The organism is Methylobacterium sp. Leaf88 (genome assembly GCF_001422795.1).
GTDB lineage: Bacteria > Pseudomonadota > Alphaproteobacteria > Rhizobiales > Beijerinckiaceae > Methylobacterium.
In genome coordinates, this window is the sequence record NZ_LMMK01000012.1 from 1,081 (window position 1) to 21,914 (window position 20,834).

A 20,834-nucleotide genomic window follows, 5' to 3' on the forward strand; every position below is an offset into this window, starting at 1 on the left:
ACCTGGAACAAGATCATCGCCCAACCCTGGCGCCTCATGTCCATCGGATTGCGCCGATGGGCCCATGCGTTCTGATCAGTGAGGGTTGGTATCACCTACAAAAAAAGTCAGCCCATGCCACAGAGCAGGGCCGCCCGGATGTAAAGGCGGCCCGCGAGGCCTGGTTCGAGGGCCAGCCCGATCTCGATCCGGCCCGCCTCGTGTTCCTCGACGAGACATGGACCTCGACCAACATGGCCCGGCGGTACGGACGGTCTTCCCGTGGCGAGCGGCTGCGCTCGCCCCTGCCGCATGGCCATTGGAAGACCGCGACCCTGGTGGCGGGCCTACGCCTGTCCGGGATCGCCGCACCGTTCGTGCTCGACGGGCCGATCAACCGCGAGGTCTTCCAAGCTCACGTCGATCAGGTTTTTGGTGCCCGAACTTGTTCCCGGTGACATCGTCGTCATGAACAACCTCGGCAGTTAGAAGGGTCAGGCCGCGCAAGCCGCCATAAAGGCGGCCGGCGCACGGATTCTCTGCTTTCCGCCGTACAGCCCCGACTTCAATCCGTGTATGGATGGTTCCTGCGGGTCAAGGATGTCGGATCGGTTTTCTACGAATGTGGCTCGCGCACCAGGCGACCCGCATCGGCAACATGGCGCTTCAGATCGCGCACATCTGGGTCCTGCAGGGCAGCGCAAGCGGTCTGACAGGGCTCGCCGACGGGAAGGTGCCGGGCAGATCCTCCAAACCGAGCGGGGAGCAGCGTCGGGGTCTGGTGAAGATCGTCCAGAGTGGACCGATCTCTGATCTTAACAGATGCGCACCCTCATAACCGTGATCGTGTCTTCCGTGGTTCGGGGGGAGGCAATACGTCCCGGTCCCGTCGGCGGCTTTCCGGTTCGGTTGTACGCCGACGTAGCAGAGTTCGCTCTGCAGCGTACCCATCCGCTCAGATACGATAGGCGCACTAGAAATCTCTCGGCAGAAAGTTAAAAAATAATGGACCAGACGGTGCCGAAGTAGTCTGCTTAAATGTTTACTGGTTGTATAAGGCGGAGCCTATTTTGATTGGGGCAATATGGCCGAAATGTCGGCGCGGACCATTTCTTCCACGATTTGAGAAAACTTGATCGTGTGGTTCCATCCGAGCTTCTCGCGCGCCTTGGTTGGATCGCCAAGGAGTTGGTCAACCTCTGTAGGCCGGAAATAAACCGGGTCGATCTTGATGAGAACCTGGCCGGTCTTCGCGTCAAGGCCTTCCTCCGCGACGCCTTCTCCCTGCCACGCAATCGTCCGACCGACGACGGCGAATGAACGCTCGACAAATTCTCGCACCGAGTGCATCTCGCCGGTGGCGAGTACGTAGTCGTCGGGCACGTCCTGCTGGAGGATGCGCCACATGCCCTCGACATAGTCGCTGGCATGTCCCCAGTCGCGCATGGCGTCGAGATTGCCGAGATAGAGCATGGGCTGCAGTCCAGCCTCGATCGCGGCCACCGCGCGGGTGATCTTGCGCGTGACGAAGGTTTCGCCCCGCATCGGGCTTTCGTGGTTAAACAGAATGCCGTTCGAGGCATGCATGCCGTAGGCTTCACGGTAGTTCACCGTGATCCAGTAGGCGTAGAGCTTGGCCACCGCGTAAGGGCTGCGCGGATAGAACGGCGTGGTCTCGCGCTGGGGCACCTCCTGGACCTTGCCGTAAAGCTCTGAGGTCGAGGCCTGATAGAACCGCGTCTTCTGGCTCAGACCGAGGATTCGGATCGCCTCTAGGAGGCGCAGGGTGCCGATGGCGTCGGAATTGGCGGTATATTCAGGGGTCTCGAAGCTGACCTGAACGTGGCTCTGGGCGCCAAGATTGTAGACCTCGTCCGGTAAGGTCTCCTGCATGATCCGGATCAGGTTGGTAGCATCAGTCAACTCACCGTAATGCATGTGGAAATCCGTCGGCGCGAAGCGTGGATCTTCGTAAAGGTGATCCACTCGTCCGGTGTTGAAAGATGAGGATCTGCGCTTGATGCCGTGAACGATGTAGCCCTTCTCCAGTAGCAAGGCCGCGAGATAGGCGCCATCCTGTCCCGTGACGCCCGTGATCAGAGCTGTTTTCTGCGTCTTCGACATGCTTCGCTCCTTCGGGGCCACGAGAAAAATAGGGGTTGCGAGCGGGCCTGAACAGCGGGCTTCAACTCGGCAGCCGATTTACAAGTCCTATGTCAGGCTTCCGGGTGATGTTTCCGGAACCAGGCGTAGGCGTCGGCAATCCCCTCATGCAGGCTGATGCGCGGCCGCCAGCCGAGGCTCTCCAGTTGAGTGGTGTCGAGGCGCTTGCGCGGTGTGCCGTCGGGTTTGGTGATGTCGAAGACCAACTGTCCCTGCCAGCCGAGCGCCTCGGCAATGACCTCAGCCAGCGCGCGAATCGTGAGCTCCTGGCCGGAGCCGACATTGATCGGCCCTTCCCCGGAATACAGTTTCATTAAGTGAACGCAGGCATCGGCTAGATCATCCACGTGCAGGAATTCCCGGAATGGCGTACCCGTCCCCCAAAGCGTGATGGTGTCCCGGCTTTCGCGCTTAGCTTCATGTACCTTGCGCAGCAGGGCCGGCAGGACATGGCTGCCCCGAAGATCGTAATTGTCTCCCGGCCCGTAGAGGTTAGTTGGCATGGCCGAAATGAAATCGCATCCGTATTGCCTGCGATAGGCTTGGCAGAGCTTGAGGCCGGCGATCTTGGCGACCGCGTACCACTCGTTGGTCGGTTCGAGCGGTCCGCTCAGGAGGGCGTCCTCCGAAATCGGCTGGAGCGCCATCTTCGGATAGATGCAGGAAGACCCGAGAAACAGCAGCTTCTCGACGCCGACCGCATGCGCACTCTGTATGAGGTTCGCCTCAATCATGAGGTTGTCGTAGAGGAAATCGGCCGGGGCGCTGTCGTTGGCGACGATCCCGCCGACCTTGGCGGCGGCAAGGAACACCGCTTGCGGCCGTTCCGCCGCCATCCAGCGTTCGACCTCGGCCTGACGCCGCAGGTCGACCGTATCTCGCCCGAGGGTCAGAATCGTGCAGGTTTCTGCGGCGAGCCGTCGCACGAGAGCCGATCCAGCCATGCCGCGATGGCCGGCGACAAGGACACGCTTTCCCGACAAATCATAGGTCAAATTCATCGGACGGCTAGATCCTCAGAAGATACGCTGATTATCAAAACATAGTCTCAGCCACAAAAACCGTTCGATCGAGCAGCGTCAGTGGAGCCATGACTGCCGCGCGTTGCGCAACGCGGCCACCGCGACGCGACATTAACACGATGCAAGCTCGGGCGACTGACCGAAATCTTGATGCGTTGAAACTGCTCAGTCATGCCCGCTTTGCAGAAAACCGAGGCGATATGTCTACCCCGTAAGCCATGTCAAAACCAGCGCAACGTCCTTTCACGGTCGCCTGATTGTGTAAGTACCTCTTTGAGAGGACCTTGTCGGAAATCCCCGTCTCTAGAGCGAACGCTCGGTCACGCTCATTCATCCCCATGACCGCCGCCTCTGCATCCGGGTGCAGCTCGATCCCGAAACGTTCGGCCCAGAACTGGCCCTCCGTGGCCGAGACAGTGTGTTGCTGCGTCGCGTCGAAGGCGTGGGAGTGGTAGACCACTGCCTCGTCGACATAGGCCTTCTGAAAGCCAAGCCTCAGGGCCTCCGCCGCCCAGATCTGGTCCTCGCCCCACTCGACGTCCGGATAAGGCAGGATCTTCCAGGCTTCCCGGGACATCGCCGAATTGTTGTCCGAGTAGAACTGCAGGGTCATCGCCCAGCTCTGGCCACCCGGGTAGAAGAAGCTCGGCAGGCCGGTTTCGCGATCGATCACATCGGGCAGGAGGGCGAGGCGGTCGAACATCTCCTGCAGATCGCGCCGGGTGAAGGGATCGTGGTCCGGATAGGCCTCGTGCCGGCCGATCACGCCCGCGACGCGCGGGCCTCGCGCGAAGCCGCCGACCAGGGCCGACAGCCACCGCGCGTCCTTCGGACAGGCATCCTGGGTCAGCAGCGCGACGTAATCGCCCTCCGATCGGGCGATTCCGAGATTGCGCGTCCGACCGTGCTGGAACGCGGCCTTGTCGATCGTCTCGACCCGGAACTTGCCGCCGCGCGCCCGCACGCGCTCGGCGGTGCCGTCCGTCGAGCCGCTGTCGATGACGAGCACATCGTAGGGGAAATCGCAATTCTGGCGGGACAGCGCGTCGAGGACACGGGTGAAATCCGGGCCGGCATTGTAGGTCGGGATGAAGACCGTGGCATGGGCGCCTTTCAGCGAGGCGGGCGCGGGAAACGTCTCGAGGGAGACCGGTGTGAAGCCGGTCTCGCCGAGCCGCTCCAGGAGGGCGCCCTCCAATACGCGAGCGCTGCGTTCCCAGGAGGTCGCCTGCGTGAAGGCGAAGCCCCGCGCCCGTTGCAGGGCCTGGCGATCCGAATTGGCGGCGAGGCTCTCGATCGCGTCGGCGATAACGTATGGCATCGGACCCGTGAAGGTGACTTCGTCGTTCTTGAAGATCGCCCGAGTGCTCTCGGTGTCGATCTCGATGACCGGCAGGCCGCAGGCCATCATCTCCAGTGGAATGAGCGAGTAGTTCGTCGTCGAGAAGACCACACCGAGGTCGCAGGCACGGTACAGTTCGCCGAGCTCCTTCGGAGTCAGGATGCCGTGCTGGACATGCGGGAACGCTTCGTCGAACTTCAGGTCCGCTTCGCCGAACAACTCGGCCCGGAATAGAAATCCGCGCTCTTGCAACAGGGCGAAGGCTGCGAAGCCAAGCGTGACGGCCCGGCGCGGCGTGTAGCGGCGTGCATAGAAGGCAATGCGGAGCGGCCGGTTGACGGCCGCGGGCAGCGTCTTGCCCGGAAAATAGACGTCGTGGTCGGCACAAAGCTCCCAGGCCCGCGCCCAGCCGCCGCGCGCCTGCATAAGTTCGAGGAGCCAATTCCCGGCACAGAGATTCGCCAACCCGAAATCGTAGGTGGCCTCGGCGATCAGGTTCAGGTCTCCGGCTGCGTGGAAGGAGGGCTCGAAGTCCTGGATCAGGTAGAAGCGGTCCTTGACGTTCTGCACTTGCGCGACCGGATAGGCAGTCCAGCAATCCGTGGCGATGAGCACGTCGGCCGAGATTTGCCGTACGTCGTCCGGCAGGAAACGTACATGGACCCGCGAGCCGATCGGCCGATACCATCGCTGGATCAGGCGCTTGGCTAGCGCCTGATCGGCGAAGTGCCCGGCATTCTGCAGCCAGAGGGTCTGGTGATGTCCAAAGCGTTCGAGGCACTCGACGAGTCGGAAGATCGTCATGTGGCCACCAGCGCCACCCTGTGCGAAAGCCGGCAGAACCCAATGCACGTCAAGAGCTTTTGGGTTGTAGAGCCGGTTGACGGGCGCCACCGGGAGCGGCGGGCAGCGGGCGATCCGCGGCGTATCCCGCGGCCAGAGCGTGGCGGCTGTCGCTGTGCTGCTCTCGCGATCAGGCAGCCCTAAGACCGGAATCAGGCGCTCCCGTCGCTCGGTCATGTAGTTGCGCACCGCGTAGCCCGAGGCGCGCACGACCAGCGTCATGATCCGCTCCAAGGCGTGCGCGAGCGTCAGGTCTACCTGATCCGCCTCCTCCTCGAATCGATCGAGGGTCGTGAGTGCGTTGGCAATCTGCGCCAGGCTTGCGGTCCGGTACCAGGCCATCGACCCCGCCGGGTAGTCCGGCTGGACGCCGGCATCGGCCGGAAGTCCGAGGGTAGCGAGGAAGTCGCCGATTGCGCGGCTATTCTGCTCGGCATTCACATATTCGCGGATCCGATAGAAGTTGCGCGGATACAGGCAGCCGAGCATCTGGTCCGTCGCGAAGCTTTCCAGGACCCAGTCGACGAGCGCCTTCGATCCCAAGGTCTGGTCGAAGAGGTAGTGGCGCCACTCCTCGCCCCAGGAAACGTGGGTGCTGACCTTGGTGTGCAGATGCAGGACGATGTCGAAGGCGCGCCAGAGGTCCTGGCATCCCACCAGGAAGGGGGCGATGTCGCGGCCCCGGTTCGGCACGACTCGGATCTCGGTGGGTTGCGTCACTGAATGTCGGGCCAAGGCGCGAGCGATGAACTGCGCATCGGCCGACGAGACGGCGGTGAGGACGAGAGTGGCGTTTGCCGGCAGGTTGCGGAAGCCCGGAATCAGTTCCTTGATCAATTCCGGGTAAAAGCAATGCGCATGGACGCAGAGGCGCAGCGCGGGCGCCTCGGCGGGGCGGCGGCTCAGGTCGATAGAGAGCGACTCGGCGTTCGCCGTCTGCGGGACGGTGTGCTGTACCTGCTCGTGATAGGTGTCGACGAGGCTTTTCGCGTGCCCCCCCTGCCGTACGACCGTCCGGTAATAGAAGTCGGAATCGAAGCCGGAGGCCGGGTCGCGGTGCTCGAACTGACCATTATGGATGAAGTGTTGCAGCGGATCGATGTTTGCTGCAGCAACGTCTGGATTGTGGGACACGTAGAAGTCGGCATTGAAGACCGACCGGAAGGTCGCCAAGGCCGCATTGGACGTCGTCAGCCGTGGCGCGGATCGATCGCGCCAGTGGTAGTTCCCGTAAAGCTCGACGCAGTGCTCCGCAGGCGTTTTCTTCGTAACGTGGAGGGTCGGATGCGCGGCGATGAAAGCCTGAACGTCGAAGTCGTCCGATGGACGGCGCAATTCGGGGCCGCCGTCCAGTAGATAATGGATCAGCGGATTGATGCCGAATTCTTGAACGTCGCGGTAGGCACTGAGGTAAAATGACGTGTCGAAAAACGGTGAAGGGTTGAAGCCCATCTTCCAGCCGATGGTGTAGAAGTGCCGTTCCGCGCTAACGTAGCGGCTAAGGCCGTAGTTTTTCTTATAAAATCTTTCGCTAAACAGGACCGTCTTGCGAATCAGGCCGATATGTCGCTGAAAAGCTTTCCTCTTCCGCAGAAACTTCATGCCAATTCAAACCATGCCATGGGAGGCGAGACGCCGAGGCTCGGGACGTCGTCTCTTCAAAAAACGCCCAGAGATGTCCCCGGCATGCGCCGAACCGAACGAGGGCTAGCTTATTGCGCAGGCTCCTTGGCCGAGCGTGGCCCTGATAGCACTCAGCCTTCGCCGACTGCAATGCATCGTAGACTGCGTGCCATGCTGCTAAACACGATTTGCAGCTGGTGCCCGGTTCCTTTCCGGCGGCCACCCCAAGCGGTTGTTGTCTCGGTTGCTTCCGTCGTGGCGATCATCGCACGTCTCTAGGATCCCGACCCGTGACAAAGTGCGCTAATTTCGCGGCAGCTGACTGAGCGGCGGGAGTTCGACCTGCTGTTCCTTTGGTTCTTTGGGCTGGGCATCGACGATCAGGCCTGGGATCATTCGCGCGTCACCCAGAACCGCGACCGGCTTCTATCCAGCGACCATTCCAGCGTCGATGGGACGCTTGATCGAGGCATAGGCCTCGATCAAGCGTTTCAGGCCTAAGGATCATGGCGGCACCGATTAAGGGAAAGATCCGCCGCCGCCGTCCGCCGGCAGGCGCAAAGTCGAGGTCGACTTCATGGGGGCAAACGCGCTCGAACGAGACCCACGAAAGCACCACGGACCGAGAAGCTCGCGCCGAGCTTTGACCGGCGCGAGATGTTCTCGGCGGGGGTTGACCGACAACCGGCGCGAGCCTCGAGGAAATCCAGGCCCTCGTTGATCGCAGAGACGCCACGCGGGTGCGGCAGGTCTCCCCCATCGCCTATGCCGCCGCGAGCCGCTTGGTCGCCGCGCTGGACCCGAGCCTCGCGTCGCAGTTCCGGAGCCAGGCCCTACACTTTGATGCGGGCTTGTCTGCCCGCGTGATGGGCGAGCACGCACCGGCTGCCTGAACCGTTCCGGCCTGTCCTCGGCCGGGCTCGGCGAACGGTCCTCTGAGCTTGGCTCAGGACAAACCTGGCCCATCCCGTCCCTCCAGCGCCCGAACCAGCGCCGTCAGCGTCTGATTGACCGGCGTGGCGATCCCGGCCGCCTGGCCTTTGTGCAGGATGAACCCGTTGAGATGGGCGATCTCGCTGGGCCTGCCTCGTGCCAGATCCTGGGCGGTGGAGGAGATCTGGTCCGGCATGGTCGCCGCGAGGGCGAGGACCTGGATCAGGATGTCGGGCGCCACCGCGATGCTCGAGGCTTGCGCGACGGCGACGCATTCGGCCACGAGGTCCGTCATCACGGCGTCGATGCCCGGTACTCCGAGAAGCCGGCCGTAGGGCAGCCGCGTGATCGCCGAGAGGGCGTTGTAGGCGCAGTTGACGATCAGCTTGCCCCAGAGGGCGTCGAGGGCGCGGTCGGAGACCTCCGTCGGGATGCCGGCGGCGGCGAAGAGCGCGGCCACCTCGGCGCAGCGGGGGAACGGACCCATCACCACGTCGCCCCGGCCGTAATGCCGGACATGGCCGGGGCCGGGCATCCCGGTCGCGACGTAGACCGCCACCGGCACCACCGGCCGGCCGAGAACCGCCTGGAGCCGCTCGGGGTTGTCGACGCCGTTCTGAAAGCTCAGCACCGCTGCGTCGGGCGTCAGGAACGGGGCGATCGTCCGGCCGACCGTCTCGGTGTCGCCGGACTTGACGCAGACCAGCACCACGTCGGCGCCGGCCACCCCCGCCGCTTCGGTCGTGGCCTGCAGGCGCACCGCCTCCTGCCCGGCCGCGGTCTCCAGGAGGAGGCCGCGCGCCTGGATCGCGTCCACGTGGACCGCCCGTCCGACCAGGGTGACGGTGGCCCCGGCGCGCGCCAGCATGGCGCCGTAATAGCACCCCACCGACCCCGCCCCCATCACGGCCACCTTCATCGCAGGCTCTCCCTCTATGCGATCCAGGCGGGTGGCTTACGGCAGGGCGACGCGCAGGGCCAGCGTCGCCCCCGCGAGGCTCCCGGTCGGGACCATGATGCGGGGCGTCGGAGTTCGCCCGCGCGGTCCGCGCCGATCACCGGGACCTCCGTTCTCGGCAGGGCCGGCCCGCGCTCGGGGGCCTGCAGAATCCGCAGGCCCGCCTCCACCAAGGAACGGCCGAGCAGGGGCCGCCCGAGACCACCGGTCACCGCCGCCCGGACGCCCATCGGCGTGATCGCCGTGCAGGCGGCGCCCCCGGATGCCGTGCCGAGGCAACGGAACCCCGAAAAAAATCGATCGCGGCCCGGAACCGCACGCAAACGACGACGTTTCGCGCGTGCGGGGCTCGATGGCCCGCGATCAGGGCGCCGGCGCACGCGTCCGGCGTCCCTCGTCATCACGTTGCTCAACGGAGGATGTGGTCATGAGGACTTACGATGTGTCACCCCTGTTCCGGTCCTCGGTCGGCTTCGACCGGCTGTTCGATCTGCTGACCCAGGCCGAGCGGGTCGAGGCCTCGACGGCCTGGCCGCCCTACAACATCGAGAAGGCCGCCGAGGACAGCTATCGCATCACCATGGCGGTGGCCGGCTTCACGCCGGACGAGATCGACCTCGTCCAGCACGACACCACCCTGCTGGTCTCCGGCCAGAAGACGGGCCCGGAGGGCGAGCGGCAGTATCTCCACCGGGGAATCGCGTCTCGGTCGTTTCGCCAGACCTTCAACCTCGCCGAACACGTCACCGTGCTCGGGGCGTCCCTGGAGAACGGGCTCCTCACCGTCGACCTCAAGCGCGCGGTTCCCGAGGCTCTGAAGCCGCGCCGCATCGCCATCGGCGGGGCCCCGGGCGCCGTCGGACAGGATAACGCGCCGGCCCGGATCGGGAAACCCGAGCCGAGGGAAACGCAAGAGCCCGGCGCTCGGAGCGTCGAAAGCCAAAGGACAGGCGAGAGCACCCACGGCCAGGGACAGCCCGAGGCCGCCTGATGCCCCGCCCGGTCGCCGGGCGATCCGAATCCGGCCCCGTTCGGACATCCGATCCCTCGCGGACCCGTGGTGCCGTGAAGACCTCCGGGCCCGCGAAAAACCTTTGGACGTCAACCCTGCTGATGGAGTGCACATGAGTGTGAGAGATCTTCTTCCCTGGACGCGCAACGCGGGGGCCGCCGTGCTCGGGCCGATGCGGTCCGAGCCGCTGAGCCCCGTCCTGACCCTCCACCGCGAGATGAACCGCCTGTTCGACGACGTCTTCAGCGGCCTGAACGGCGCCTCCGCCCTCGGCCGGGGCGCCGCCGGCTGGCCCAGCGTCGAACTCGTCGAGACGGACCAGGGCCTGCGGGTCTCGGCCGAGCTGCCGGGCCTCGACGAGAAGGATGTCGAGGTGCTGATCGAGGACGGTGTCCTCACCCTGCGCGGCGAGAAGCGCTCAGAGACGAGCGACGCGGCCCGCGGCTACACGGAGCGCGCCTACGGCCGCTTCGAGCGGACGATCGCGCTGCCGTTCGCGGTCGAGGAGGACAAGGCGGAGGCTACCTTTTCGAACGGCGTGCTCAGCGTGACCCTGCCCCGCTCGGCCCAGGTTCCGGCCTCGGCGCGCCGCATCGCGATCACCGGCGGCGTGCAGACCGGGACGGCCCATTGACCGGCGCCCGAGCCCGGGCGGCCTGACGCGGCGGGCGCGGACCCTCGGGTCGCGCCCGCCGATCCCGCGCTCCCGAGGAGATCCCCGTTCACCCAGAGACTCTTGCTCACGAAGAGGAGGATGTCATGCAGTTGTCGGACGTGACCATCGAGCGCCTGGGGCCGCTGGCCTCGGCGACCCTCCGGGCGACGGCCGTCGATCCGTTCGAGGCCTTCGTCGCGCCGGGCGACGTCTTCCGGCACCCGCGCGAGGTGCTGACCTATCCGGGCCTGTCGCTCGCCGAGAAGCGCGCCGTCCTGGCCTCCTGGGCCTCGGATTCGCGCACCGTCGAGTCCTGCCCGGCCCTGCGCTGCCTCGAGGGCTGCCGGGCCGAGCCGGTGCCCCTCGACGCGGTGCTGGCCGCGCTCCAGGCGCTGGACGCGGTACCGGTGGCGGGGATCTGCGCCCGCGACGGCCAGGCGGGCGAGGCCGCTGCGGCGGACGGCCTGAACTGAGGGCGGAGGTGCGGCATGCCGACCTTTCCGCTGAAAAGCCCGCCCCATCGGCCGGACGGGCACCGCCGGGCCGGGATGCCGTGGCACGGCGCCGACGTGACGCGCCTTGTCGACGGGGTCGTCACAACAGGCCTCTGCGTCGGGCTCGCCGTGCTCCTGCGGGCGTGGCTGGCCGGGCCGGCCCTGGCGGGCGCGATCCTGGCAGGGCTCCTCACGGGCGCCGGCTATGTCTGGCTCGCCGTGGCGATCACCGGGGACGACGCACCCGGCGATACCCGGCGCGGGAGGTCCTGGGACGTCACCGCCTGGCATGTGACCGCCTGGGATGTGGCCCTGGTAATCCTCGCCGCCAGCGTCGCGGTGCAGGCCGCGGCGCCGCTCGGTGCCTGACTGGAGCGCGAGACCCCCATGCGTGACACCATCCTCGCCGTCGGACACAGGTCGCCATCCGTAGCGCCGGACCCTGGACGCCGCGACCCGGACTGGGAGCGTGCGCTCGTCAACCCGGCCGCAGTGTTCGGCACCATCCAGGCCGTCCTCGATCACCCGCGCCTGATGCGCGGCGTCAAGCGGGAGATCCTGAGGCGCTGGGCCTAGGACGAACACCTCAAGGAGGTGGCGGCCTCCGAGGGCATGGCGGAGGGGGAGCCCTCGTGCCTGGACGAAGTCCGGGCCGCCCTCCTCAGCCTCGACGCGGCGTGGCGGCCGAAGCCCTCCGCCCCCGCGGCGGCCATGCCGCCCCTGCGGGAGGCGGAGGACCGCCTCGCCGCTTGATTCTCCCGTCGTGGCGGGCCCCTCCCCGCAGGTGCCGCTCGGGCCTCTCCGGCCGACGCGCTCCGGCGCGGGTCAGTCGATGACTTCGACCACGCGGCGGGTGCCCGGCTCGACCAGCACCGGGTGGTCGTTGACGATGGTGTAGTTGTAGCCCTTCAGCGCGAATTCGGACGGCACGTCGTAGTAGACCACCCCGTCCTCGGGCAGCACGGCGCCGACCCGGACGGTGCCCGGATAGGCGTAGGACGGCCGCCGCTCGGCGCTGGCGTAGATCCGGAAGCGCTCGCGCCGGTCGACGCCGAGGATACCGTTGGCCGTGCCGACGGCGGCGCCGATCGCGCCGCCCACCACCGCGCCGAGGGGGCCGGCCGCCAGCTCGCCCCGCGCGGCCCCTTCCTGCGCGCCCTGGACGAGACCTTGCGCCTGGACCGGGCCGAGGCTCGCCAGGACGAGGGCCGAGGCGGCGAGGATCTTGAGGGTCATGGGGCGGGTCTCCGGTGCGGATGGATGCGGCTGCGAGCGGGCAACGCGGCCCGGCCCGTCCGGTGCCGGTGGTCGTACCGACAAAGCCGACCCGTGTCGCGCCGGACACAGCGGCGTCACGAGGCGTCTCCATGAGGGGCCAGGTTTCGCGCGTACAGATCACCAGGATGGGACAGGAAACCGATGGCGGCCGTCGAGACGATCGAAAAGCTGGAGCGCATCTACGGAGCCCCCGGGGCCGTCGGGGAGGCCTCGACGACCAAGGTCGCCGACCACATCACCCCGGATTACGGGCGCTTCATCGCGGTCGCGCCCTTCGTCGCCCTGGCGACCGTCGGCCCGGAGGGGCTGGACTGCTCGCCGCGCGGCGATGTTCCGGGCTTCGTGCGCGTCGCCGGACCCCGGACCCTGATCCTGCCGGACCGGCGCGGCAACAACCGGATCGACAGCCTGCGCAACGTCGTGCGCGACCCGCGGGTGGGGCTGATGTTCCTCATCCCGGGCATCGGCAACGCCCTGCGGGTCAACGGCCGGGCCGTGGTGGATGACGATCCGGCCCTGCTCGCGAGCTTCGCGGTGGACGGCAAGGCGCCGCGCACCGCCCTCGTGATCACCGTGGGCGAGGTCTACTTCCAATGCGCCCGCGCGTTGATCCGCTCGGGCCTGTGGCGCCCGGACAGCCACGTCGATCCGAAGACCCTGCCGAGCCCCGGCGAGATCCTGGCCGGGTTGAGCGGGGGGCGCGTCGGCGGCGAGGCCTACGACGCGGCTTGGGCCGAGCGGGCGCGCCAGACGATGTGGTGACCTCCGGGGCCCGGGTCCGCGGATGCGAATACGGCACGGCGTCTGGCCGGCTTGGCGCTGATGATGCATCTGAGCCGCCTCCCGTTCCGAAATTCCCCGCCCCGAAGTCCCCTGCCCCGAAGTTCCCCGGACCTGATGATCGCCCTCCTCCCGCCCCGCCCCACCGCCGACCCCTCCGCCCGCCCTGCCCCGCCCCGGACCGGGACGGCGGCGCGCCGGGCGCCCGGCGCCGGGAGGCTGGCATGAGCGAGCTCGACGGCTGGGCCGAGCGCCGCCGCATCGCCGAGCAGGGGCGCGGCGAGCGGCCCTGGTCCCTGTGGGGCCCGTATCTCAGCGAGCGCCAATGGGGCACCGTGCGGGAGGATTACAGCCGCGACGGCAATGCCTGGCGCTCGCTGCCGCACGACGAGGCGCGCTCGCGGGCCTATCGCTGGGGTGAGGACGGGCTCGCCGGCCTCTGCGACGAGCGCGGGCAGATGTGCCTCGCCCTCGCCCTCTGGAACGGGCGCGACCACATCCTGAAGGAGCGCCTGTTCGGCCTCGCCAACGAGGAGGGCAACCACGGCGAGGACGTCAAGGAGGTCTACCACTACCTCGATGCGGTCCCGAGCCACGCCTACCTGAAGTTCCTCTACCGCTACCCGCAGGGGCCCTACCCCTACGACGACCTCGTGCGCGAGGGGCTGCAGCGCGGCCGTGACCAGCCGGAATACGAGATCGAGGACACCGGTCTGTTCGCCGAGAACCGCTTCTTCGACGTCACGGTGGAATACGCCAAGGAGGACGTCGAGGACATCCACGTGGTGATCACGGCGGTGAACCGCGGCCCCGAGACGGCGGACCTGCACATCATCCCGCAGCTCTGGTTCCGCAACACCTGGTCCTGGTGCGAGACGGCGGCGTACCGGCGCCCGGCCCTCACCCTGCGCCCCGACGGCGGCATCGCCTGCGAGCACCCCCGCCTCGGGCTCTACCGCCTCAGTTTCGACGGCTATCCCGACCCGCTGTTCTGCGAGAACGACACCAACCTGCGCCTGCACGGCTGGGAGCCCGACGCTCCGGGCCCGTTCAAGGACGGCCTGCACGCGGCGATCGTGGACGGCGACGACGGGGCCGTGCGGCGCGATGCCGGCACCAAGCTCGGGCTGCACTACTTCCGCCAGTTGGAACCGGGCGAGACCACCCGGGTGACCCTTCGCCTCGCGGCCGGCCCGCGCCTGCGCCCCGTGGACCGCGAGGGCACCATCGTCCATCGCCGGATCGCCGAGGCGGACGCCTTCTACGAGGCGCTGCAGGACGGCATCGGGGATGCCGATTCCCGCGCCATCTACCGGCAGGCCGCCGCCGGCCTGATCTGGTCGAAGCAGCTCTATGCCTACGACGTCCGGCTTTGGCTCAAGGGCGACCCGCTGCAGCCGGTGCCGCCCAAGGAGCGCGACAACGGCCGCAACGCGCATTGGCGCCACTTCGCCGGAGCGGACGTGCTCTCGATGCCGGACAAGTGGGAATACCCCTGGTTCGCCGCCTGGGACCTCGCCTTCCACTGCCTGCCGTTGGCGCTGCTCGATCCGGACTTCGCCAAGAAGCAGCTCCTGCTCCTCACCCGCGAATGGTACATGCACCCGAACGGCCAGCTGCCGGCCTACGAGTGGGAGTTCGGCGACGCCAACCCGCCGGTCCATGCCTGGGCCACCTACCGGGTCTTCGAGATCGACCGGGACCGGCGCGGCGGGCGCGGCGACCTCGCCTTCCTGGAGGGCGTGTTCCACAAGCTCCTCATCAACTTCACCTGGTGGGTGAACCGCAAGGACGCGGACGGCCGCAACGTCTTCCAGGGCGGCTTCCTCGGCCTCGACAATGTCGGGGTGTTCGACCGCTCGCGCCCGCCGCCGGGCTTCGGCCGCATCCACCAGGCGGACGGCACCGCCTGGATGGCGATGTACGCCCTCAACATGATGCGCATCGCCCTCGAGCTGGCGCTCCACAACGACGTCTACGAGAGCACCGCCTCGAAGTTCTTCGAGCACTTCCTGCTCATCGCCGAGGCGATGACCGACATGGGCGGCGAGGGCTTCGGCCTCTGGGACGAGGAGGACGCGTTCTACTACGACGAGGTCGACATCCCCGGCGGCGGCATGCTGCCCCTGCGGGTCCGCTCGGTGGTCGGCCTGGTGCCGCTCTTTGCCGTCGAGGTGATCGAGCCCTGGGTGCTGCAGCGCCTGCCCGATTTCGCGCGGCGCCTGAACTGGCTCCTGGAGCACCGCCCGCACCTCGCCTGCCTCGTCTCCCGCTGGGACGAGGGCGGCGTGCAGGACCGCAAGCTGCTGTCGCTCCTGCGCGGCCACCGGATGAAGGCGCTCCTGCGCCGGATGCTCGACGAGGCCGAGTTCCTCTCGGCCCACGGCATCCGCTCCCTGTCGAAGGCCCACCGCGACCAGCCCTACGCGCTGAACGAATTCGGCGCCTCCTTCACGGTGCGCTACGACCCGGCGGATTCCACCTCGAACATGTTCGGAGGCAACTCGAACTGGCGCGGGCCGGTCTGGATGCCGATGAACTACCTCATCATCGAGGCCCTGCGCCGCTTCCACACCTATTACGGCGACGACTTCCTGGTGGAATACCCCACCGGCTCCGGCGACCACCGGACCCTGGCCGCCATCGCGGACGCCCTGGAGGACCGGCTGATCGCCCTGTTCACCAAGGATGCGGAGGGCCGCCGCCCGGCCTTCGGCGACCGGCCGCCGATCCCGCCCGCCCCCGGCGCCGAAGAGGCCCTGCTGTTCCACGAGTTCTTCGACGGCGACACCGGCCGCGGCCTCGGCGCCTCGCACCAGACGGGCTGGACCGCGCTGATCCTCAACCTGCTGCACACCCGCGCCCGGAGGACGGCCGGATAGGGATGCGCCGGGCGGCCGTCGAGGCGCCCGCTCCTCAGGCGATGGGCTGGCTCAGATAGGCCACCATCATCTCGGCGACGGCGCGGTCGGCGTAGTCCGACACGCTCTCGCGCCAGGCGACCGGGAAGGCCTCGACCACACTGCGGCCGGCCAGGACCTCCGCGAGTTCCTGCGGCAGGAGCCCGTTCTCGATCGCCGCGGCGGCGGCCGCCCGGCCGTAGCTTCGCCGGACGTTGTGCGGTCCGGCCAGGATCGCGGGGTTCGCGGCCCCGGTCGGCTCAAAGGCTGTGGTGTGAAAGCTCATGGTCGTCATTCCCGCCGAACTGTTGTCCTGTCTGCGTCGCGTCGCGTCCTACGCAGCGGCGACAGGGGGCGGGGCGGAAGGCGAGGTGGCGGTGATGCTGGGACGGCTGGCTCATGGCGTCGGCTCCGATCGTCGGCGTATCCGTGCGGCCGATGGAAGAGACGATAGCCGCATCGCCCGGGAATGTGCTCCTAAAGATCCGGCGCGGCGGAGAGGGGCGTCGCACCGAGGACCGTTTCGGCGAAAGGCTCAGGCGGCCAGGCGGTCGCCGAGCTTTTCCGCCACCGCCCGGGCCAGGGGGCGGGCCGCGTCGCGGATGTCCGGCACCGCGATGCATTCCCAGACCACGCCGCGCAGCATCGGCCCGAAGGCCCAGATCGGGGCGTCGTGCGACGCGCCAGCGACCCGGCCCCCGGGGCTCGCCGCGATCCCGAGGCCGAACGGGCCGGGCCGGACGAGGCCGCGCGCCAGCAGGTTGCGGATCAGCGGGTCGTCGGTCTCGGCGAGCCGGCTGAAGCCGGTGGCGTCGAGGATGCCCTGGACCGCGATCCGCTCGCGTCCGTCGGTGCCGCGCGGGCGCAGCGTCACCACCGCCCCGTCCGGCGCCTCGTCGATGGCGAGGATGCGCCCGGCCCGGACCACGAGGCCGCCGCTGCGGATCTCGGCCGCGATCGCCTCCGCCGCCGGGGGCGCCGTGCGGTGGCGATGCACGTCCCAGTAGGGGCGGACATGGCGCAGGATTCGCGCCTGCTCGGCCCGCGGCAGCCCGGCCCAGAGGGCGTCGGTGATCGGGCGCAGGGCGTCGATGACCCCGCGCCAGTCGGCGTCGGCGGCCTGGGCCACCGCGATCTCGCGCCGGATGGCGGCGACGAGTGCGCGGGCGGAGCTGCGGATCTGAGGCGTCAGGTCGGGGGAGCGGCCTGCCGGGACGGCGGCGTGGGGCTTCGGCAGCAGCCCCCGGCGGGACACGGCGACGATGCGGCCGGCGAACCCTTCGCGGCGCAGGGCCGCCACCGAATCCATCATGGTCAGGCCCGTGCCGATCACCAGCACGTCGCGCGCCGGGTCGAGGGTGCCGAACGCCTCCGGGTGCCACGGATCGAGCCGGTGCCGGCCCGGCGCGAGCGCCGGGCCCGGAAGGTTGCCCATCGCCAGGACCAGGCCCGCCACGAGCCGGGGCGGCACGCCCGCGCCGTGCAGCCGGAAGCCCTCCGGCACCGGCTCCACGTCGCGGATCGCCGCGCGCAGGGGGATCAGCCGGTCGCCGGCCCCAGCCGCCACGTGGTCCCAGCGCTCGGCGAGGTAGCGACCGTAGAGCCCGCGCGCCGCGAAGGTGCCGGCCTCGGTCTCGCGAATTCCCTGCCGCTCCGCCGCACCCAGGGGCGTGCATGCCAGCCAGTCCGCGAAGTCCTCGGGCCGCTCCGGGTCGGCGCTCATCTGGCTCGCCCGAAGGTTCAGGAGATGGTCCGGGTTGGGGGTGGCGTAGGCGAGCCCGAGGCCGAAGGGGCGGCTGCCTTCGCAGAGGAGCACGGGGCGGTCCACCGGCAGCGCGCGAAGCAGCTGCTCCGCCGCCATCAAGCCGCTGAAGCCGCCGCCGATGATCGCGATGGGAAGCGGCCGGTGGGTGGAGATCATGGCGATGGGCTCCCGGGTGGTACTCCACCGGGCTCTTACGGACGTTCGTTTTAGAGAACAAGCGCGTATTCCGGCGACGACGCGGTCGGAAGGTATGCGGCTAATTCCGCCGAAACGGAGCCTGCGGGAGCATAGACGCAGGATATTCCAGGATGCCGATGCGGCGTGGGATGGTCTCCTCCGTTGGTAGGTTCTTTAAAAAGAACGTTCTCGTTGACTCGCGGGGCAGTGAACGGGACGATGCAGGCGGCTCGGCGAGCCCTGGCCGAGCCCGGCCGCCCGTCGCCGACACATACCCTTGAGAGGGACGTCATGAGCTTCCTCGAACCGGACGCCGTCGAGTTCATCGGCTTCGCCGCCCCCCGCGAACAGTCCGAGATCCACGCGCCTACGGGCCCGGCCATCGACCGGGACTACCTGCGCCTGCTGGCCCAGGCCCATGAATGGGGCGGGTTCGACCGCATCCTGGTGGCCTTCTACGCCACGGCGCCCGACGCGCTCCTGCTCGCGGCGCAGGTCGCGGCGGTGACGGAGCGCATCGGCCTGATGATCGCCCACCGCACGGGCTTCACCGCCCCCACCGTGGCGGCGCGCCAGTTCGCTACCCTCGACCAGCTCACGGGCGGGCGCGTCGCGCTCCACGCGATCAGCGGCGGCGACGACCGCGAGCTGGCCCGGGACGGCGACCACCTGACCAAGGACCAGCGCTACGCGCGCACCGACGAGTTCCTGGCCATCGCCCGGCAGGCCTGGACGGCCGCCACCCCCTTCGATTTCGCCGGCGCGCATTACCGGGTCGCGGGCGGTTTCTCCGAGGTGAAGCCGGTCGATCCGCGTGGCATCCCGGTCTATTTCGGCGGCGCCTCGCCGGCCGCCATCGCGGTGGCGGGCCGGCACGCCGACACCTACGCCCTCTGGGGCGAGAGCCTGGACCAAGTCTGCGAGGCGATTCGGACGGTCCGCGCCGCGGCGGCGCCCCACGGGCGGTCCCCGCGCTTCAGCCTGTCGTTCCGGCCGATCCTGGCCGACACCGAGGAGGCCGCCTGGGCCCGGGCGGAGGACATCCTGGCCCGGACCCGCGCCACCCAGGCCGCGCAGGGGCTCGGCCCGGCGGCGACCCCGGAGAACGAGGGTTCGCGTCGCCTCCTGGCCGCAGCGGCGCAGGGGAACCGCCTCGACACGCGGCTCTACACCGCCATCGCCCGGGAGACGGGGGCGTCGGGCAATTCCACCGCCCTGGTGGGCACGCCCGAGCAGGTCGCCGAGGCGCTGCTGGCCTATCACGACCTCGGGGTGCGCACCTTCCTGATCCGGGGCTTCGACCCCCTGGAGGACACCCTCGCGTATGGCCGCACCCTGATCCCGGCGGTCCGCCGGCTGCTGGCTCAACGCGCGACCCGGGCGGAGGCGGCGTGATGCGGCTTCCCCTCGCGGTCCTCGCGCTTCTGGCCCTCGCCGGTCTCGCCCGCGCCGACGAGGCGGTGCTGCGCGTCGGCGACCAGCGCGGCAACGCCCGGGCGCTGATGGAGGCGGCCGGCGTACTGGCCGACCTGCCCTACCGCCTCGACTGGAGCGAGTTTCCCGCCGCGGCCCCGCTGCTGGAGGCGCTGAATGCCGGGGCGATCGATGCCGGCGGGGTGGGCGACGCGCCCTTCACCTTCGCGGCCGCCGCCGGGGTGCCGGTGAAGGCCTTCCTCGCCTTCCGCAACCGGCAGGACGGCCTCGCCATCCTGGTGGCGAAGGATTCGCTGATCCGGACGGTCGCGGACCTGAAGGGGAAGAGCATCGCCACCAATCGCGGCTCCATCGGCCATCAGGTCGTGCTCGCGGCCCTCGAGGAGGCGGGCCTGCCGGCCAGCGCCGTGACCCTGCGCTTCCTGCCGCCGGCGGACGCCAAGATCGCGCTCGCCAGCGGCAGCGTCGACGCCTGGGCGACCTGGGAGCCGTACACCTCCACCGCCGAGCTCGCCGGCCTCGCCCGGGTGGTCCGGGACGGCAACGGCATCACCCCGGGCCTGAGCTTCGCGGTGGCGAGCGACGCCGCCCTGACGACCAAGCGGGCGCAGCTCGCCGATTTCGGCCGGCGTCTCGTGGCGGCCCGGGACTGGGCCCTGAAGGATCCCGCCCCCTACGCCGCAATCTGGTCGAAGCTCATCGGCCTGCCCGAGGCGGTGCCCCTGCGCTGGTTCGCCCGGGCGCAGTACCGGGCCGTGCCGATCGACGAGGCCGTCATCGCCGACGAGCAGCGCAACATCGACCTCTACGTCCGCTCCGGGCTGATCCCGCAGGCCCGCGCGCCGAAGGCCGCGGCGATCCTCGATCGCAGCTTCGAACCGGGCGCCGCTGCGGTACGATAGGCCGCGAAGTCCAGCGCGAGAGGCGAGCCATGCACGGCGACCACGACCACGACCACGACGACAACCACGACCACAGTCACGACGATCACCCGCACGACCACGAGGCCCCGGCCGAGCGCTGGAAGCACGACGGCGTGCGGGTGATCCCGGGCGACAAGCTCGACGCCAACACGGCCCAGACCCCCGGCATGTTCCGGCAGGCGGCGATCAACCAGGCCCGGGTCGGCGCCCAGAAGATCTGGGCCGGCACCGTGGCGATCGCCCCCGACGCCAAGACCGGCGTCCACCACCACGGCGCCCTGGAGAGCGTGATCTACGTGGTCTCGGGCCGCGCCCGGATGCGCTGGGGCGACCGGCTCGAATACGTGGCCGAGGCCGGTCCTGGCGACTTCATCTTCGTGCCGCCCTACGTGCCGCACCAGGAGATCAACGCCGATCCGGACCAGCCCCTGAACTGCGTCCTCGTGCGCTCCGACAACGAGGCCGTGGTGGTCAACATCACCGAGGTCGAGCCCGTCGAGCGGCCCGAGACGGTCCACTGGGTCGACCCCATCCACAAGCATCCCTGACGAGA

At 68.6% G+C, this 20,834-nt stretch carries 19 protein-coding genes and 2 pseudogenes; 14 read left to right on the forward strand and 7 right to left on the reverse strand.

Annotation, left to right across the window (positions count from 1 at the left end):
- Nucleotides 1-98: 98 nt before the first annotated feature.
- Nucleotides 99-552: pseudogene (locus ASF20_RS06380) on the forward strand (transposase); the annotation flags it as partial.
- A 492-nt stretch (nucleotides 553-1,044) separates the two neighbouring features.
- Here ASF20_RS06380 and gmd read toward each other — a convergent pair.
- From gmd to ASF20_RS06395, 3 genes are all read right to left on the reverse strand, one after another.
- Nucleotides 1,045-2,103: a GDP-mannose 4,6-dehydratase gene (gene gmd, locus ASF20_RS06385; protein ID WP_056272162.1), complete on the reverse strand. Its 1,059-nt coding sequence runs from the start codon at nucleotides 2,101-2,103 to the stop codon at nucleotides 1,045-1,047.
- Nucleotides 2,104-2,195: 92 nt separating this feature from the next.
- Entirely contained in the window at nucleotides 2,196-3,143 is a 948-nt protein-coding gene (locus ASF20_RS06390; RefSeq protein ID WP_056272165.1) for a GDP-L-fucose synthase, read from the reverse strand.
- Nucleotides 3,144-3,333: 190 nt separating this feature from the next.
- Nucleotides 3,334-6,951, reverse strand: coding sequence for a rhamnan synthesis F family protein (locus tag ASF20_RS06395; RefSeq protein ID WP_082501213.1), 3,618 nt, complete (start codon nucleotides 6,949-6,951; stop codon nucleotides 3,334-3,336).
- Nucleotides 6,952-7,284: 333 nt separating this feature from the next.
- Between ASF20_RS06395 and ASF20_RS23170 the strand changes: the two are divergent.
- Together ASF20_RS23170 and ASF20_RS24410 are read left to right on the forward strand one after the other, a co-directional pair.
- Nucleotides 7,285-7,607, forward strand: a pseudogene (locus tag ASF20_RS23170) (transposase); the annotation flags it as partial.
- A gap of 105 nt (nucleotides 7,608-7,712) precedes the next feature.
- The gene (locus ASF20_RS24410; protein WP_162242614.1) at nucleotides 7,713-7,865 is read left to right on the forward strand and encodes a hypothetical protein; all 153 of its coding nucleotides are present in this window, start codon (nucleotides 7,713-7,715) and stop codon (nucleotides 7,863-7,865) included.
- A 53-nt stretch (nucleotides 7,866-7,918) separates the two neighbouring features.
- Here ASF20_RS24410 and ASF20_RS06400 read toward each other — a convergent pair whose 3' ends face one another.
- Complete coding sequence (locus tag ASF20_RS06400) at nucleotides 7,919-8,824, reverse strand: ketopantoate reductase family protein (protein ID WP_056272173.1); 906 nt, start codon at nucleotides 8,822-8,824, stop codon at nucleotides 7,919-7,921.
- 466 nt (nucleotides 8,825-9,290) lie between these two features.
- Between ASF20_RS06400 and ASF20_RS06405 the strand changes: the two genes are divergently transcribed.
- The 6 genes from ASF20_RS06405 to ASF20_RS24560 all read left to right on the forward strand — a co-directional run bounded on the left by ASF20_RS06405 (nucleotide 9,291) and on the right by ASF20_RS24560 (nucleotide 11,777).
- Nucleotides 9,291-9,854 (forward strand): Hsp20 family protein, encoded by a 564-nt coding sequence (locus ASF20_RS06405; RefSeq protein WP_056272176.1) that lies wholly within the window; start codon nucleotides 9,291-9,293, stop codon nucleotides 9,852-9,854.
- 133 nt (nucleotides 9,855-9,987) lie between these two features.
- Complete coding sequence (locus ASF20_RS06410) at nucleotides 9,988-10,509, forward strand: Hsp20/alpha crystallin family protein (RefSeq protein ID WP_056272181.1); 522 nt, start codon at nucleotides 9,988-9,990, stop codon at nucleotides 10,507-10,509.
- A 125-nt stretch (nucleotides 10,510-10,634) separates the two neighbouring features.
- Nucleotides 10,635-11,003 carry a hypothetical protein gene (locus ASF20_RS06415; protein ID WP_244476345.1) on the forward strand — a complete coding sequence of 123 codons (369 nt, stop codon included), beginning with the start codon at nucleotides 10,635-10,637 and terminating at the stop codon, nucleotides 11,001-11,003.
- Between the two features lie 15 nt (nucleotides 11,004-11,018).
- Nucleotides 11,019-11,393, forward strand: coding sequence for a hypothetical protein (locus tag ASF20_RS06420; protein WP_056272184.1), 375 nt, complete (start codon nucleotides 11,019-11,021; stop codon nucleotides 11,391-11,393).
- An 18-nt stretch (nucleotides 11,394-11,411) separates the two neighbouring features.
- A complete protein-coding gene (locus ASF20_RS24555) occupies nucleotides 11,412-11,600 on the forward strand; it encodes a hypothetical protein (RefSeq protein WP_200927194.1) in 189 nt (62 codons plus the stop codon).
- Between the two features lie 18 nt (nucleotides 11,601-11,618).
- Nucleotides 11,619-11,777 (forward strand): hypothetical protein, encoded by a 159-nt coding sequence (locus ASF20_RS24560; protein ID WP_200927195.1) that lies wholly within the window; start codon nucleotides 11,619-11,621, stop codon nucleotides 11,775-11,777.
- 72 nt (nucleotides 11,778-11,849) lie between these two features.
- Here ASF20_RS24560 and ASF20_RS06425 read toward each other — a convergent pair whose 3' ends face one another.
- Entirely contained in the window at nucleotides 11,850-12,260 is a 411-nt protein-coding gene (locus tag ASF20_RS06425) for a DUF1236 domain-containing protein (protein WP_056272187.1), read from the reverse strand.
- Nucleotides 12,261-12,443: 183 nt separating this feature from the next.
- On the opposite strand from ASF20_RS06425, the gene ASF20_RS06430 reads away from it, so the two are divergent.
- The gene (locus ASF20_RS06430; RefSeq protein WP_056272190.1) at nucleotides 12,444-13,064 is read left to right on the forward strand and encodes a pyridoxamine 5'-phosphate oxidase family protein; all 621 of its coding nucleotides are present in this window, start codon (nucleotides 12,444-12,446) and stop codon (nucleotides 13,062-13,064) included.
- Between the two features lie 242 nt (nucleotides 13,065-13,306).
- Nucleotides 13,307-15,964 carry a glucosidase gene (locus ASF20_RS06435; protein WP_056272193.1) on the forward strand — a complete coding sequence of 886 codons (2,658 nt, stop codon included), beginning with the start codon at nucleotides 13,307-13,309 and terminating at the stop codon, nucleotides 15,962-15,964.
- 34 nt (nucleotides 15,965-15,998) lie between these two features.
- Here the strand turns inward: ASF20_RS06435 and ASF20_RS06440 are convergent, their stop codons facing one another.
- Together ASF20_RS06440 and ASF20_RS06445 are read right to left on the reverse strand one after the other, a co-directional pair.
- Nucleotides 15,999-16,268 (reverse strand): hypothetical protein, encoded by a 270-nt coding sequence (locus ASF20_RS06440; RefSeq protein WP_056273604.1) that lies wholly within the window; start codon nucleotides 16,266-16,268, stop codon nucleotides 15,999-16,001.
- A 249-nt stretch (nucleotides 16,269-16,517) separates the two neighbouring features.
- Nucleotides 16,518-17,903, reverse strand: a complete 1,386-nt coding sequence (locus ASF20_RS06445) for an FAD/NAD(P)-binding protein (RefSeq protein WP_056272197.1) — start codon at nucleotides 17,901-17,903, stop codon at nucleotides 16,518-16,520.
- A 312-nt stretch (nucleotides 17,904-18,215) separates the two neighbouring features.
- Here ASF20_RS06445 and ASF20_RS06450 point away from each other — a divergent pair, with 312 nt between their 5' ends.
- From ASF20_RS06450 to ASF20_RS06460, 3 genes are read left to right on the forward strand one after another with little or no spacing between them, the layout of a single operon-like run.
- Nucleotides 18,216-19,319 carry an LLM class flavin-dependent oxidoreductase gene (locus tag ASF20_RS06450; protein WP_056272202.1) on the forward strand — a complete coding sequence of 368 codons (1,104 nt, stop codon included), beginning with the start codon at nucleotides 18,216-18,218 and terminating at the stop codon, nucleotides 19,317-19,319.
- Nucleotides 19,319-20,260 (forward strand): ABC transporter substrate-binding protein, encoded by a 942-nt coding sequence (locus tag ASF20_RS06455; RefSeq protein WP_056272205.1) that lies wholly within the window; start codon nucleotides 19,319-19,321, stop codon nucleotides 20,258-20,260. The genes ASF20_RS06450 and ASF20_RS06455 overlap by 1 nt, the downstream gene beginning before the upstream one ends.
- A gap of 29 nt (nucleotides 20,261-20,289) precedes the next feature.
- Complete coding sequence (locus ASF20_RS06460) at nucleotides 20,290-20,829, forward strand: cupin domain-containing protein (protein ID WP_056272209.1); 540 nt, start codon at nucleotides 20,290-20,292, stop codon at nucleotides 20,827-20,829.
- The last annotated feature ends 5 nt before the right edge of the window (nucleotides 20,830-20,834 follow it).